The sequence below is a fragment of the Streptomyces sp. NBC_01214 genome (genome assembly GCF_026340975.1).
Taxonomy (GTDB): Bacteria; Actinomycetota; Actinomycetes; order Streptomycetales; family Streptomycetaceae; genus Streptomyces.
Genome location: NZ_JAPEOS010000001.1, coordinates 4,069,593 through 4,083,051, shown reverse-complemented (window position 1 = coordinate 4,083,051; position 13,459 = coordinate 4,069,593). Strand labels below are relative to the sequence as shown.

At 73.3% G+C, this 13,459-nt stretch carries 14 protein-coding genes; 9 read left to right on the top strand and 5 right to left on the bottom strand.

Features of this window, described 5'->3' with window-relative positions:
- Nucleotides 1–70: 70 nt before the first annotated feature.
- A complete protein-coding gene (locus OG594_RS19165; protein ID WP_266600493.1) occupies nucleotides 71–610 on the bottom strand; it encodes a GNAT family N-acetyltransferase in 540 nt (179 codons plus the stop codon).
- Between the two features lie 318 nt (nucleotides 611–928).
- Here OG594_RS19165 and OG594_RS19160 point away from each other — a divergent pair, with 318 nt between their 5' ends.
- Entirely contained in the window at nucleotides 929–2,095 is a 1,167-nt protein-coding gene (locus OG594_RS19160; protein ID WP_266600491.1) for an ATP-binding protein, read from the top strand.
- A 60-nt stretch (nucleotides 2,096–2,155) separates the two neighbouring features.
- On the opposite strand, the gene OG594_RS19155 is transcribed toward OG594_RS19160, so the two are convergent.
- Complete coding sequence (locus OG594_RS19155; protein WP_266600489.1) at nucleotides 2,156–3,139, bottom strand: phosphotransferase family protein; 984 nt, start codon at nucleotides 3,137–3,139, stop codon at nucleotides 2,156–2,158.
- 145 nt (nucleotides 3,140–3,284) lie between these two features.
- Between OG594_RS19155 and OG594_RS19150 the strand changes: the two genes are divergently transcribed.
- From OG594_RS19150 to OG594_RS19140, 3 genes are all read left to right on the top strand, one after another.
- Nucleotides 3,285–4,283 carry a DUF1996 domain-containing protein gene (locus OG594_RS19150; protein WP_266600487.1) on the top strand — a complete coding sequence of 333 codons (999 nt, stop codon included), beginning with the start codon at nucleotides 3,285–3,287 and terminating at the stop codon, nucleotides 4,281–4,283.
- A gap of 83 nt (nucleotides 4,284–4,366) precedes the next feature.
- Nucleotides 4,367–4,978, top strand: coding sequence for a sigma-70 family RNA polymerase sigma factor (locus OG594_RS19145; protein ID WP_030725819.1), 612 nt, complete (start codon nucleotides 4,367–4,369; stop codon nucleotides 4,976–4,978).
- Complete coding sequence (locus OG594_RS19140) at nucleotides 4,975–5,700, top strand: zf-HC2 domain-containing protein (RefSeq protein ID WP_266600485.1); 726 nt, start codon at nucleotides 4,975–4,977, stop codon at nucleotides 5,698–5,700. Before OG594_RS19145 ends, OG594_RS19140 begins: the two co-directional genes overlap by 4 nt.
- Nucleotides 5,701–6,156: 456 nt before the next feature.
- Here OG594_RS19140 and OG594_RS19135 read toward each other — a convergent pair whose 3' ends face one another.
- Nucleotides 6,157–6,888, bottom strand: coding sequence for a hypothetical protein (locus OG594_RS19135; RefSeq protein ID WP_266600483.1), 732 nt, complete (start codon nucleotides 6,886–6,888; stop codon nucleotides 6,157–6,159).
- A 9-nt stretch (nucleotides 6,889–6,897) separates the two neighbouring features.
- On the bottom strand, nucleotides 6,898–8,313 hold the full coding sequence (locus OG594_RS19130; RefSeq protein ID WP_266600481.1) for a hypothetical protein: 1,416 nt from the start codon (nucleotides 8,311–8,313) through the stop codon (nucleotides 6,898–6,900).
- 148 nt (nucleotides 8,314–8,461) lie between these two features.
- Between OG594_RS19130 and OG594_RS19125 the strand changes: the two genes are divergently transcribed.
- The 5 genes from OG594_RS19125 (at nucleotide 8,462) to OG594_RS19105 (ending at nucleotide 12,660) form a co-directional block, all read left to right on the top strand.
- The gene (locus tag OG594_RS19125; RefSeq protein ID WP_266600479.1) at nucleotides 8,462–9,367 is read left to right on the top strand and encodes a RimK family alpha-L-glutamate ligase; all 906 of its coding nucleotides are present in this window, start codon (nucleotides 8,462–8,464) and stop codon (nucleotides 9,365–9,367) included.
- Nucleotides 9,364–10,161 carry a RimK family alpha-L-glutamate ligase gene (locus OG594_RS19120; RefSeq protein WP_266600477.1) on the top strand — a complete coding sequence of 266 codons (798 nt, stop codon included), beginning with the start codon at nucleotides 9,364–9,366 and terminating at the stop codon, nucleotides 10,159–10,161. The genes OG594_RS19125 and OG594_RS19120 overlap by 4 nt, the downstream gene beginning before the upstream one ends.
- Nucleotides 10,162–10,262: 101 nt before the next feature.
- Entirely contained in the window at nucleotides 10,263–11,117 is an 855-nt protein-coding gene (locus tag OG594_RS19115) for a DMT family transporter (protein ID WP_266600475.1), read from the top strand.
- A gap of 42 nt (nucleotides 11,118–11,159) precedes the next feature.
- Nucleotides 11,160–12,215: an alcohol dehydrogenase catalytic domain-containing protein gene (locus OG594_RS19110; protein ID WP_266600473.1), complete on the top strand. Its 1,056-nt coding sequence runs from the start codon at nucleotides 11,160–11,162 to the stop codon at nucleotides 12,213–12,215.
- 58 nt (nucleotides 12,216–12,273) lie between these two features.
- Nucleotides 12,274–12,660: a hypothetical protein gene (locus tag OG594_RS19105; RefSeq protein WP_266600471.1), complete on the top strand. Its 387-nt coding sequence runs from the start codon at nucleotides 12,274–12,276 to the stop codon at nucleotides 12,658–12,660.
- 8 nt (nucleotides 12,661–12,668) lie between these two features.
- Here OG594_RS19105 and OG594_RS19100 read toward each other — a convergent pair whose 3' ends face one another.
- Nucleotides 12,669–13,400, bottom strand: a complete 732-nt coding sequence (locus OG594_RS19100; protein WP_266603038.1) for an Asp/Glu racemase — start codon at nucleotides 13,398–13,400, stop codon at nucleotides 12,669–12,671.
- Nucleotides 13,401–13,459 lie beyond the last annotated feature (59 nt).

Below are 13,459 nucleotides of genomic sequence, written 5' to 3'. Positions count from 1 at the left end.
GCGCGGTGGCCGCACGGCCGGACAAGCGGCCCCACGGACAACCCCTTTGGGCTGCCCCGCCGGTGACGCCTCAGGCAGCGCGACGCACGTGCAGATGGCCGTCGAGGGGGTAGGCGGGGGGCGCGGCCGCCAGCGTCCTGTCGTAGGCGTAGCCGCACTTGGCCGCGACGCGGCAGGATGCGGGGTTGTCCACCTGGTGGAGCAGTTCGAGGCGCTCCAGGCCGTCGGCCCGGAAGGCCTCCAGGGACCAGACGGTGAGGGCTTCCAAGGCCCGCGGCGCCACACCCCGACCCCGTGCTTGCGCCGCCGTCCAGTAGCCGACCTCGGCGGAAGCCTTGCCGGACGCCACCTCCTTGAGGACGACGTTGCCCACCAGCCGCGCCGGCGCCGCGCCCCGGGCCGCCTCCAGGACGGCGAATCCGAACCGGACCCCCGCCGCCCAGCCCCGCTCCTGGGCCCGTACCCACCGCAGTCCGTCGTCCTCGCTCGCCAGCCCGGGATCCGGGGCGGCCTCGACCAGCGCGGCGACGTCCTGCACGCGCCAGGGCCGAAGGACGAGGGCGGGAGCGGTCGGTGTGGCGGCGGCCTCGAGCGTGACGGAAGTGATCATCAGCCGATCGTAGCCAGTGCGGCCGGGCGGGCGGCGGCGGGCGACGGGCGGCGGGCGACGCGGGGTGACCATCTGTCGGAACGGCAGCGGGCCGTGCACCCGAATCAGGCACCTCGGGGGCGCTCGGAATGGGGTCGTGCGCGGCTCCGGCGGGCCCGCGGACGCGATTCGGCCGTGGTGCGCACCCCCGGTTCCGACCGGCTCCGGGCAGCCGCTCACCCACCCGTCCAGGGGCTCGACAAACCGGCTCTGACCTGGTGTTTTCCTTGGATTCACCTAGGCTGGGGAGATCTGCCGGACACCATCGGAGGGGACTTCATGAGTGACGAAGCGATCACGTACGACGCCAGCCACATCCAGGTGCTGGAGGGGGCCGAAGCCGTGCGCAAGCGGCCCGGGATGTACATCGGCTCGACCGGCGAACGCGGTCTGCACCAGATGCTCTTCGAGGTCGCCGACCGGGCGGTGAACGAGGTCGTGACCGGCCGCGCGGGCTCCGTCGGCGTGACCCTGATGGCCGACGGCGCCGTACGGGTCACCGACGACGGTCCGGGCATCCCCTTCGGGGCCGCCGAGGACCCCGACGGCCCCGGTCTCGAAGCCCTGTTGACCGACCTGTCGGCCGGGGCGAGGCCCGGCGACCGTCGCGCCGTGACCATGAGCCTCTTCGGCTTGGGGCCCGCCGTCACCAACGCCCTGTCCAGCCGGCTGACGGCCGAGGTACGGCGCGAGGGGGTCCTCCGGGTCCAGGAGTACGCGTGCGGCGTCACCGTCGCGCCGCCCAGCGCCGCGGGTCCGGCGACGGGAAGCGGGACCACCATCACCTTCCGGCCCGACGCCACCCTCTTCGGGACGACGGAGTGCTCGTTCGCCGTGCTGGCGGAGCGCTTCAGGGAACTGGCCTTCCTCAACCGGGGCCTGGACATCTCGCTGACCGACGAACGCCCTCCGGGCGGCCCCCAGACGGCGCGGTTCCGGTTCCTGGGCGGGGTGCGGGACTTCGTCGTGTCCCTCCGGGCGCAGCCGGGGACGCCCGTGCACACGGACGTCATCGGCTTCGAGCAGGAGGACCCTCGGATGGCGGGGACGATGGAGGTGGCCCTGCGGTGGTGCGGCTCCCGCGAGGAGCGGGTCCGCAGCTTCGTCAACAGCATGGCCACTCCCTACGGCGGCACCCATGAGGCGGGCCTGCGCGACGGGGTGGCGGCCGCGCTCGACGCGTACGCGCGGGCGCGGGGGCTGCTGACTGCGGCGGACCCCGACCTCGGCGCCGACCGCATCGGCGAGGGCCTGACGGCGATCGTGTCGGTCAAGCTGGACCACCCCGAGTTCGTCGGCGCGACACGCGGAGTACTGGGCAACGGCCCCGTACGCGCCTGTGTCGGGGAGGCCGTGCGGGAGCACCTCGGCGCCTGGCTGGAGCAGAACCCGAAGCAGGCGGTGGACGTCATCACCGAGATCCTGCGGGCCGACGCCCTCGACTGAGTGCTTGTCGCGTCCCGGCCGGCAGGCCGGCGGGCCAGCGGTCGGCCGGGGCGCGACGGTTCAGGCGTACCTCTCGAAGAGGGCCTGGACGTAACCCTCCAGCCTCTGCGTCAGGACACGGGCCGTCAGGTCGACCCGGCCCAGTTCGCGCCAGGGCACGCCGACCTTCTCCGCGTCCGGGGCGAAGCCCAGCGCGTCCAGGAGCCGCCAGTAGAGGTGGGAGGTGCGGTCCTCGGTCAGGGTTCCTCCCGCGGCGACGTAGCGGTCCGCGAAGCCCATCCCCGCGGGAACCCCGTGCAGCAGGGCGAGGGCCGTCGAGCAGTGCGCCACGTCCAGGTCGGCGGGCCCCCAGGAGGTCTCCACCCAGTCGACGACGCCGCTGATCCGAAGGTCCTCGTCCGTGCCGGTGAAGAGAACGTTCCCGGGATGGAAGTCCCGGTGCAGAAAGCGACCTCGATGGTCCGGCGGATCCCGGCGGATGACGTCGACCGCCCGCCGCCACAGCTCGGGCCGCCGGGTGTCCGCGGGCGGGCTCACCCGCTCGGGAGAGGCCCAGGCCTGATACGTACGGGGTCGCTCGTGCGCGGGTATCGGCAGCTGGTGGATGCGCACCAGTTGGCGGGCCAGCAGCTCCGCGCGGGCATCGGCGTTCCGATCGTCCACGCGCACGGTCCCCGGCAACAGGGACATCAGGAGGGAGGGGTGGTCGCAGTGCTGCGCCGTCGCGTCCACCGCCACCAGCGTGGCCGCGGGCAAGTCCGTATCACCGAGCAGGCGCAGGATCGCCGCTTCACGGGTCAGCAGGCCCTCCGCGTGCCGGACGAAGAAGGGCTTGACGAAGGACCGCAGGACGAGCGAGCGCCGTCCGCCCGGGCCGCTGAGGTCCAGGCGCCGCATCTGTGAGGTCCAGCCGCCGCGCAGCGGTACCACCTGCTCGATGCGTTCTGCCGCGGGCAATCCCTTCTCCACCCAGGAGCGCGTGGCACCCCAGCCCTCACCGGCTAAATCCGCGCCCATGCCCTCGGCCCCCTCGCCCCCGCTCATGGAGGCAGACTATCCGTCCCGGTGAACCATTGGCCTCACCTTCCCGGGCCGGCGGGCGGTCCGCGGAGCGTATGCATCACGGCGCCGTGCCCGTCATGCGGATGACCAGTTGACGGCAGGGGCGCTACCGGCAACCGTGACCGGCATGGGGAACGAACACCGGCTGCTCACTCTCGCCGTCTGCCTGGTCCTGGCCGGCGGACTGATCGCAGCGGTACTGGGGGCGTCGCGGGCGGCCGGTCCGCACGCCGGGACGGCGGACGGGCGGCCGGTCGCGTCCGACTACGTGGACATACGCGATGTCCCGCGCCTTGCGGCAACCGCTCCCGCCCCCGGGTCCGAGGGATCCGCCGGGTCGATGGTGGTGGATTGCGGCCGCAACGAGCAGGGCCACTACAACGAGGACAACCTCGTGGTCTCGCCCGGCCTGCTGGGCGGCGCCCATCACACGCACGCCTACGTGGGGAACCTCTCCACCAACGCGCTGTCGACGGAAGCCTCTCTGGACGCGGCCGCCACGAGCTGTGCGGGCGGCGACCGGTCCACGTACTACTGGCCCGTGCTGCGGCGCCCCGACCGCCCGGGCACGCGCCCGCACGAGGATTCGGCGGGGCACGGGAACGTCGGCGAGATCCTGCCGGAGACCTCGGTCCTGGTGGAGTTCCGCGGCAACCCCGTGAGCAAGGTGGTGCCGATGCCGCGCTTCCTGCGCGCGATGACCGGTGACGCCGTCGCGTACACGGCGGACACCGAGGCCGACGTCCGGGCCCGCTGGGGGTGTTCGGGCTCCCCGGACCGGGCCACCACCCGCTACCCGCGCTGCCCCGCGGGCGAACGCGTCACCCGCACCCTGGTCTTCCCGAGCTGCTGGAACGGCCTCGACACCGTCGGCGAAACGCACCGCTCGCACCTGCTCTTCACCGCCGCGAACGGCGTCTGCCCGAAGGACACCTTCCCGGTGCCCGAACTGCGCGTCTCCCTCGCCTACGACATCCCCCCGGGGCTGAACGTGGCCCTCGACTCCTTCCCCGAGCAGCGGCACAGCCCGAAGACCGATCACGCGATGTTCGTGAACGCGATGACCGACCGACAGATGGCCGCGGTCGTCCGCTGCCTCAACGAGGGCCGCGCCTGCCGGACCTGAGTGACGCAGGTCACGTGAACCGAATCCGTCCCGGTGGCGTGTTCCGACCGCACCACATATGCGAGGAAGACGGAGAGGGTGAGATGGCCGGACCACTGTGGCCCCGCACTCGGCGGGGCTCGACCGATGAGGCACTGATCAAGTCGGTGTACGAGGAGCACGGTCACGCCCTGCTCGCGTACGCCACCCGGCTGACCGGAGATCGGGCCGCCGCCGAGGACGTCGTACAGGAAACGCTCATCCGGGCCTGGCGCCACTCCGAGGTGCTGGTCAACGGAAAGGGCTCGGTGCGCGGCTGGCTGCTCACCGTGGCCCGCAACATCATCACCGACCGCTACCGGGCCAAGGCCGCCCGGCCGCCCGAGGTCTCGGGAGCCTCGTCCGCTCCCCCGGTGGAGGCGGACCACGCCGACTCCGTGGTGGACAGCATGACGGTCCTGGGGGCCCTCGATCAGCTGTCGCCGGAACACCGCGACGTCCTGAAGGAGTTGTACTACCGACAGCTCAGCGTCGCAGAGGCCGCCGACAGCCTCGGCATCCCGGCGGGTACGGTCAAATCTCGCTCGCACTACGCCCTCAAGGCGCTGCGCGACGTCTTCAAGAGCGACGGATTCAGGGACATCGGTTCCAGAGAAGGAAAGCGATCGGGCAGGCCGCCCCAGCAGCCCGCCGGACTGCGTGAGGTGGTGGCATGAACCGGCAGAGGCACGAGGAGGAACTGCTCGGCCCCTACGTACTCGGTGTCCTGGACCCCGAGGAGATCCGCCGGGTCGAGGAACACACGAGCGGATGCGTGCAGTGCCGGGAGGAGGTGGCCGCGTTGCGCGAGATGGAGGCGGCTCTGGGCGAGGTGCCCGACGAGGCGTTCCTCGACGGACCGCCGCACGGCGGTGACCTGCTGCTCCAGCGCACCCTGCGGCAGATGCGCGGTGAGCGGGCCGGTGATGCGCGGCGGCGGGCGGGGCTCGCGGGACTGGCGGTGGCCGCTTCGCTGGCCGCCGTGTTCTGGGCCGGTACCCAGCTGGGCACGGGCGATCCGGACGCCGTCGCGCTGCCTGCGCCGCCGTCCCCGACGGCCACGGCGAACCCTTCCCCACCGCCCGCCGGGACCAAGGTGCTCTCCGCGACCGACAAGGCCACGGGTGCGCGGATGACCGTACAGATGACGCCCGCCACCAAGTGGGTTCGGGTGCACGCGGCGGTCACGGGCGTGCCGCCGGGCGAGCGGTGCCGGCTGGTCGTGGTCTCCAAGAACGGGACGCGGACCACCGCCGCCGGCTGGGTCACGGGCAGCCAGGAGAACGGAGAGGCCAAGGGCGCGGCGCTGGACGGTTCGGCGGCCGTGGACCCGGCGGACGTCAAGGCGATCCTGGTCGAGAACGAGTCGGGCCGGACGTTCGTGTCCGTTCCGGTCTGACCGGACCGTTCCGCTGACCGGACCGTTCCGGTCGGCGGAACGGTCAGGCCGGAGCGCGGGCCGGAACGTGACGGAGCCCGGGAGCATATCCAGCTCCCGGGCTCCTGTGTGCCACCCAATTGCGCACACCGGCACGTTTAAGAGTCGCGGATCATTCTTAGATCGACGTGTTCTACCTTTGAACTACCGCGCCACGAGGAGAGGCACAGAGGGGACTTGAACCCCTATCCATCGATGATCGTCCACGCTCGGTCGATCCGGTGTTCGGCGGCGAATACTGAGACTGGAGCGATAATCTGAGATTGAAGGGCCGCCTCTACCAGCTTGGGCCACCCCGGCTCGCAATGCCGGGGGAGGGATTCGAACCCCCAACTGACACCCTCGTTCAGCTTCAACATCAGTTTCAGCTTGCGCTCTCGCGCACCTCCCGCAGACATACGGGAGGGGTTCTGTGGGCTACCTGAACAGGTAGCCGAACACCGCGTCGCCGACCCGCTGGTCGGTGACCTCGGCGCTGTTGGCCTCCTCGCGGGCGTACTTGACGGCCTGCTGGAGCTTCTCCACGCGGTCGATCAGCTCGTTGACCCGCCGGGCGGGCAGCGCACCGGAGAACTTCACGGTCGTCCAGTACCCGACCGGAACGTCCTCGTAGTACACCTCGACCTGCGCCGGGTGCTTCTCGGTGGCCTCGGCCTTCACGTGGTTGCGCGGCACCTTCTTGGTACGGATGGTGCGCACCGCGTCCGTCTTCCAGGAGTCCGTGGACGGGTCCAGGTTCCAGGATTCGGAGGCGTCCAGCACCGGCAGCTTCCGCACGAAGGTGTGCATGTCGGTGAGCTGCTTCTCCAGGAAGAGCAGGTACGGCACGGGCACCTGCGCCAGCAGGACCGTCCCGTCCACGACGACATCGGCGGCCGCGGTGCGGTTCGCCCAGTCCTTGGTGGCCGTCACGTCGAACAGCCGCGTCAGGGTCCCCGCCGTCGCCCGCAGTACGTCCTCGGCCTTGACCTGCACCCGGGTGGACTCGGGCGGCAGCTGCTCGCCCTCCTCGTCCTTGGGCTGGTAGGTCCGGGAGATTCCGGCCAGCAGGGCGGGCTTCTGGACGTCGTGGTGAGCTTGGGTGAGCTCCTGGAGGGACTTGGACTTGACGCCCTTTTCCACTGCGATGATCTGATTCAGCTTCGGCACGTGATCAACCTAGCAGTCGATTGTCCGATCATTCACCGGGATTTCCGGCACGCCCGCGCGGTCCAGCAGCCGGCGCATGTCCTCGGGCGGAAGCGCGGGGTTGGCGGCCGCGGCGGCCGCGGTGTCCGGGTCGTCGAGCAGTTCGCGGATCCGGGCCACGGGGAGCCGGGGGTCCCGGGCGGCGGCCCCGCGCGTATCGGGGTCCCGGCTGAGGCGGTCGAGGAGTTCCGGTGCCAGGCCGGGGTCGCGCAGGGCCAACCGCCGGCGCTGCGGGTCGGGCGAGTCGCCGAAGCGGGCGGCGAGCCCGGCGGCGGGGAAGCCCGGCCGGACGACCAGCATGCCCACGGCGCGGTGGGTGCCGTTCAGGTAGAGGTCGAGGAGCAGCTCGGGGGGCGGTTCCGGGTGGAACTCGGCGAGCAGCAGGCGTACGGCGAAGTCCTCGTCCCCCGCGAGCAGTTCGACGGCGTCGGCCGGCAGGCCGAGGCAGACCGCGGCGCTGCGGCGCAGCCAGGTGTGCGCGGACCGGGCGCACCGCCGCAGGAACTCGGCGTCCTCGCGGCGCTCCCACACCCAGTCGAGCGTGCCCAGCCGGGCTTCGGCGTTCACGGTGTAGTCGATGGCGGCGCGCTCGGCCTCACCGAGCTCGGGGCGGGCGGAGACCGCCAGCCGGACCCGCGGGTCCGGGTCGACGGCGAGGCGCGCCACCAGGTCGGGCGGAAGGCTCGGGTTGCCGGCGATCGCCGGAAGCCGTTCTCCCGCGGCGACCACGCGTTCGGCGAGCTCCCGGCTGAGCCGGCCGTTCCGCAGGACGTCGGTCACCCGCCAGTCGTCCCCCAGTTCCCCGACCAGCCAGGTGGTCCGTTCCTCGTCCTCGTGGCAGACCCGTTCGGCGGCCTCCCGCCGCACGTCGTGGTCGTCGTCGTGGAGGAGACGCTGCCGTGCGGCGTCCGGGAGCTCGTGCCAGGCACGTCGGCAGGCGGCCCGGCGGAACATCGGATCCTCGTGGTCCGCGAGCCCCGCCAGGACGTGGGCGGGCGTGCCGCCCCACTCGACCAGCTCCCGGCGCACCAGGGCCCTGGGATGGTTCGCCAGCCGCTCGTAGGCCCAGTCGGGCAGCGGGGCAACCTGCTGCCGGTAGGTCAGGGGGCCGACCGCGAGCGCGAGGTGGACCCCCGGGGCCGGGTCCTCGACCAGCCGGGCGCGCTGGTCGGGGTCGGCGTCGCCGTTCTCGGCGAGGGCGATCCGGACGTGGCGGTCCGAGTGGACCAGAACGGCCTCGACCACCTCCTGCGGCAGAACGGCGCGCCGCGCAACCGCCCGGCGCACCCGCTCGTCTTCGTGGCGGAGCAGTCGCACCAGCACGTCAGCCGGTGCGGCCGCGTTCCCTACGAGCCCGTGCAGCTGCCCCGTCCACCGATCGCCCATGCTCTTGGTCCCTCCCCCGTTGCCGAAGCGGGATCGTAACAAGGAAGCCCACAGCCGGACCGATCATCACATTGCGGTCCATGACATCCTGTGACGTCATGACTCGCCGGACGTATCGGCGGACGTCCGGGGAATATGGGGAAGGTCCATGAGGCTCTGCTTCCTGGTGGAGGAGCACTACCGCCACGACGGCATGCCCAACGAGGTGATCCGGCAGCTGACCGCGTGGGGGCACCGGGTGGACGTCGTACGGCCGGGCGGCTCGCTCCTGCGCATGACCGAGGTGGTGGACACGGGTGCGCACGATGCGTGGGTCCTCAAGACGGTTTCGGGCGGCCCGGGTCTGACGCTGCTCGAAGCGGCCGCCGCGGCCGGGACGACCACCGTCAACGACGCCCGGTCGATCCGCGGCGTACGGGACAAGGCGCTGGCCGCCGCTCTCGGACGCGGCCGCGGGCTCCCGCTGCCGCCGACGTACGCCGTGGCCCGCCCCGAATTGCTGAGGGAGGTCCCGGCGGCGGAGTACCCGCTCGTCGTCAAGCCCGCCGACGGCAGCTCCGGGCGCGCCGTGCACCTGGTGTCCTCGCCGGAGCGGCTGGAGTCGCTGCTGCCCGTGCTCGCGGGCGAGGGCCTGCTCATCGCCCAGCCGTACGTGCCCAACTCGGGGACGGACATCAAGGTGTACGCGGTCGGCGGGGAGCTGTTCGCGACCGAGCGGTGCTCGCCGCTGCACCCGGACCCCTCCGTGCGGGAGCGCCGCGTGCCGCTGTCGGCCGAGGTGGCGGCGATCGCCGCACAGGTGGGGTCGGTCTACGGGCTGGACCTGTACGGCGTGGACGTGCTGCTGGGCCCGGACGGGCCGGTGGTCGTCGACGTGAACGACTTCCCGAGCTTCCGTCAGGTGCCGGACGCGGCCGCGCGAGTGGCCCGGGCGGTCCTGGAACTGGCGCGGGCGGGCGGCCGCGCGCAGCAGCCGTTGCCCGTGCCGCTGCCGTACCCGCTGCCCCTGTCGATCCCGGCGCAGGTCTCGGCCGTGGGGGGCGACGGCGCGTGAAGATCGGTCTGATCACCCCGGAACCCGGGCATCCGCTGCTGGCGGACACCACGGCCCTGCTGGCCCCGGAACACGAGGTCGAGGCCCTCGATCCGCTGGCCCCGGAGGACGTGCCGCTGCCGCTCGCCGAGGTGTACCTGCTGAAGTCGCGGACGCCGCACGCGCTGGGTCTCGCACGCTCCCTGGAACGGCGGGGAGCGGCCGTGGTGAACTCCGCCTCGGCCACCGCGCTGTGCCAGGACCGCACGGCGATGGCCGAGCTCGCCCTGCGGGCCGGGCTCCCCTTCGCCGCGACCCGTACCCACGACTCCCTCGGGGCGTGGGCGGCCGGGGCCCGGCCGGACGCCCCCGTGGTGGTCAAGAGCCGGTACAGCCGCCGGGGCGACCTCGTCGCCCGCGTCGACGACGCGGCACGCCTGCGGGAGTTGGCGCGGGAGTGGCCGCACGAGCCCGTCGTGGTGCAGGAGTACGCGCCCAACAGCGGCTGGGACCACAAGCTGTGGGCCATAGGGGACCAGGTCTTCTCGGCCCTGCGCCGGTCCGAGCTCTCCCCCGGCGGCCGTGGCCCCACCCGTCCCCTGCCCCTGGCGGAACTGCCGTCCGGCTGGGCCGATCTGGTGCGCGAGGTGGGCGCGGTGTTCGCGCTGGACGTCTACGGCGTGGACGTCATCGACACCGGCGGCGGAACACCGCTGATCGTGGACGTCAACGCCTTCCCCGGTATCCGGGGCCAGGCCGGGGCCCCGGAGGCCCTCGCGGCGCTGGCCCTGCGCCGCGCCGCGGGGCGGACCTGAGCGCGGGGCCGGCAGGTCCGGACGGGGGAATGCGCGGGGCCTGACGGCCCTGGCCCGGTGTCGTGGCGCGCAGCGGCGGCGGACGCCGTGAGGATCGGGGCATGGGCGTCGTCCTGCCGGTCCTCTTCGCGGTGTTCGCGGCGTTCAGCAACGCGCTCGCCACTGTGCTCCAGCGGCGCGCCGCGCTCACCGTGCCGCAGAGCGACGGCTTCCGCCTCGGCCTGGTCCTCGATCTGCTGCGGCGTCCGCTGTGGATCGGCGGCATCCTGGCCGTGATCGCGGCGGGGGCCGGGCAGGCCCTCGCGCTGGCCACCGGCGCACTGGCGCTCGTACAGCCGCTGTTCGTACTGGAGCTGCCGCTCGCGCTGCTGATCGCCTCGCTGATGACGCGGCAGCGGCTGCCGCGGGCGATGTGGCTGGCCGTGGCGGGGGTGGTGGCGGGGCTCGGGGTCGCGCTCGTGGCCGCCTCGCCCATGGGCAACCGGACGCACGTGCCCGCCGAGCGTTGGGTGGTGGCCCTGACGGCGTGCGCGGTCGTCGTGGCCGCCCTGGCCGTGGCCGGACTGCGCCTGCCGCCCGGCCGCGCCCGGGCCGGCTGCCTCGGTGCCGCCACCGCCGTCTGTTACGCGCTCACCGCCGCGCTGATGAAGTCCGCGGTGCACGTCCTCGACGACGACGGCTTCGTCGCCTTCCTGACGACCTGGGAGACGTACGCCTTCGGGGCCAGCGGCATCTGTGCCCTGCTCCTGCTGGAACACGCCATGCAGGGCGGCCCGCTGGTCGCCTCGCAGCCCGCACTGACCCTCGGCGACGCGAGCATCAGCATCGCGCTGGGGGTGGTGCTGTACGAGGAACACCTGCGGTCGGGCTGGTGGTTGCTCCCCCAACTGCTGGGCATCGCCCTGATCTGCGCGGGCGTACTGGCACTGGCCCGGACCGGGGAGGGCGCGCCGTGAGGCCCGGTAGCCTGCCGGTCGGTCGAGCGGAGGGCGGGATCCATGCGAGCGGTGGTCTTCGAGCGGTACGGCGAGCAGGCCGAGGTGCGGGAGGTGGCCGAGCCGGGTCCGCCGGCGGGCGGGGTGGTGGTGCGGGTGGAAGCCACCGGGCTGTGCCGCAGCGACTGGCACGGGTGGATGGGGCACGACCCGGACATCGTGCTGCCGCACGTCCCCGGGCACGAACTCGCCGGTGTGGTCGAAGCCGTGGGGTCCGGCGTCATGAACTGGCGGGTCGGCGACCGGGTCACGGCGCCGTTCGTGTGCGCCTGCGGCAGCTGCGCCGACTGTGCGGCCGGTGACCACCAGGTGTGCGCGCGGCAGACGCAGCCCGGGTTCACGCACTGGGGGTCCTTCGCCGAGTACGTGGCCCTGGACCGCGCCGACGTGAACCTGGTGGCCGTCCCCGAGGAGCTCTCGTACGCGACGGCGGCCGGTCTCGGCTGCCGCTTCGCGACGGCGTTCCGGGCGGTGGTGGCGCGGGGCCGGGTGGCGGCGGGCGAATGGGTGGCCGTGTACGGCTGCGGTGGGGTGGGGCTCTCCGCCGTGATGATCGCGGCGGCGGCCGGGGCCCGGGTGGTCGCCGTGGACACGGCGCCGGGGGCGCTGGAGTTGGCGCGGGAGTTCGGCGCCGTGCACTGCGTGGACGCCCGGGACGGCGCCGACACCGCGCAGGCCGTCCGGGACGCGACCGGCGGGGGCGCGCACCTGTCCCTGGACGCGCTGGGATCACCGGCGACGGCGGCGGCCTCGGTGGCCGGGCTGCGCCGGCGCGGGCGGCACGTACAGGTGGGACTGCTGCCGGCGGCGGCCGGCGCGGCCGCCCTGCCGATGGACCGGGTGATCGGCTGGGAGCTGGAGGTCCTCGGCAGCCACGGCATGGCGGCGCACGCCTACCCGCCGATGATGGAAATGGTCCGCGGCGGGGTGCTGCGGCCGGACCTTCTGGTCACCTCGACGATCCCGCTCGAGGCGGCCCCGGCGGCGCTGGCCGCCATGGGCACGGCGGCCGGGCGCGGGGTCACGATCATCCTGCCGGGGGCGGCGGCGCGCGGCTGAGCCACGATCGCCCGACCCGAACGGGCGTGCGTGCGTGCGGGACGGGCGGGTGGTGGGCATGGGTTCCGGAGAGCGGGTGGCGGGCGCCGTGACCGTGGCGCTGGCGGTCGCCCTGACGCTGGCCGGCTGTTCCGGCGGCGCTGAGGGACCGGACGCCGGGAAGCCGGGCGCCCCGGCCCCGACCCCGTCCCCCGCCCCGCCGGCCCCCTCCCCCTCGGAGCCGGCGACCGGGCAGCCGGGCGCTCCGGCTTCGACGCCGGCCGCGGAACCGAGTTCTTCGGCCACCGGCGGGTCTGGGCCGGGGCGGACCCCTGCGGGCCCGTCGCAGATCCCGCAGGACCCGAACCGTGGAGCCGATCCGCCGCCGGCGAGCCGGAAGCCGACGCCGTTCGACCCGAAGGACCCCTCGGTCCCGAACTACACGGTGCCGCCTCCCGTGCGGTAGCCGGCGGCTCAGGGCTGCCCGGGCAGCGGTGAGCGTGCGTACGCGCCCGACAGCAGGTGGCCCGCCCCCGGTGCCACCGCGTCCAGGTCCAGGGAGCGCAGCAGCTGGTGGGCCGTGCAGACCGCCGCGGACACCACCGGTTTGCCGAGGAGCTGCTCGGTCTCCTCGATGGCGCCGAGCGAGGGCATCTGCACGCATGCCGAGAGCACGACCGCGTCGGCGTCGGCGTACTCCAGGGCCCGGGCGAGACCCGGCAGCCGGGCCGGGTCGTGGGCGGCGACGTCCAGGTTGTCGGGAATTTCGAGGGACTTGTGGTCGAGTACCTCGATGCCCTCGTGCGTCAGGTAGTCCACGACGGTCCGCGTGAGCGGGCGCATGTAGGGGGCCAGCAGCACGATCTTCCGGGCGCCGATGGTGTGCAGCCCGTGGACGAGGGCTCCGGCGCTGGTGACGACCGGGGCGGGCGCGCCGTTCTCTGCGGTCCGGGCGCGCAGGCGCTGCTCCGAGATGCGGTGGTAGCCGAGGCCCATGCTCATGATGGCCACCAGGCAGGCGTAGCCCAGTACGTCGACCCGGGCGTCGGAGAGTTCCACGGCGCAGCGGTCGGAGTCGGCGTCCATGGCCCTCAGCTGTTCCGGGGTCACGTGGGTCATGCGCATCCGGCTGGAATGGAAGGTGAAGCGCTCGTCGGGGACGACGGCTTGGCGGCCCCGGAGGATGGCCGGCACCTCCGTCTCCATGGTGACGTTGGAACTCGGCACGATCTGGCCGATGCGGTAGGTGCGGGGTGACACGGGTA

Excerpts from the sequence above, each read along its gene's own strand:
- OG594_RS19110 (WP_266600473.1), top strand. The coding sequence starts at position 11,160 with ATGCGAGCGGTGGTCTTCGAGCGGTACGGCGAGCAGGCCGAGGTGCGG.
- OG594_RS19155 (WP_266600489.1), bottom strand. The coding sequence starts at position 3,139 with ATGAGCGGGGGCGAGGGGGCCGAGGGCATGGGCGCGGATTTAGCCGGT.
- OG594_RS19105 (WP_266600471.1), top strand. The coding sequence starts at position 12,274 with ATGGGTTCCGGAGAGCGGGTGGCGGGCGCCGTGACCGTGGCGCTGGCG.
- OG594_RS19130 (WP_266600481.1), bottom strand. The coding sequence starts at position 8,313 with ATGGGCGATCGGTGGACGGGGCAGCTGCACGGGCTCGTAGGGAACGCG.
- OG594_RS19125 (WP_266600479.1), top strand. The coding sequence starts at position 8,462 with ATGAGGCTCTGCTTCCTGGTGGAGGAGCACTACCGCCACGACGGCATG.
- OG594_RS19165 (WP_266600493.1), bottom strand. The coding sequence starts at position 610 with ATGATCACTTCCGTCACGCTCGAGGCCGCCGCCACACCGACCGCTCCC.
- OG594_RS19115 (WP_266600475.1), top strand. The coding sequence starts at position 10,263 with ATGGGCGTCGTCCTGCCGGTCCTCTTCGCGGTGTTCGCGGCGTTCAGC.
- OG594_RS19160 (WP_266600491.1), top strand. The coding sequence starts at position 929 with ATGAGTGACGAAGCGATCACGTACGACGCCAGCCACATCCAGGTGCTG.
- OG594_RS19100 (WP_266603038.1), bottom strand. The coding sequence starts at position 13,400 with ATGGAGACGGAGGTGCCGGCCATCCTCCGGGGCCGCCAAGCCGTCGTC.
- OG594_RS19140 (WP_266600485.1), top strand. The coding sequence starts at position 4,975 with ATGAACCGGCAGAGGCACGAGGAGGAACTGCTCGGCCCCTACGTACTC.
- OG594_RS19150 (WP_266600487.1), top strand. The coding sequence starts at position 3,285 with ATGGGGAACGAACACCGGCTGCTCACTCTCGCCGTCTGCCTGGTCCTG.
- OG594_RS19145 (WP_030725819.1), top strand. The coding sequence starts at position 4,367 with ATGGCCGGACCACTGTGGCCCCGCACTCGGCGGGGCTCGACCGATGAG.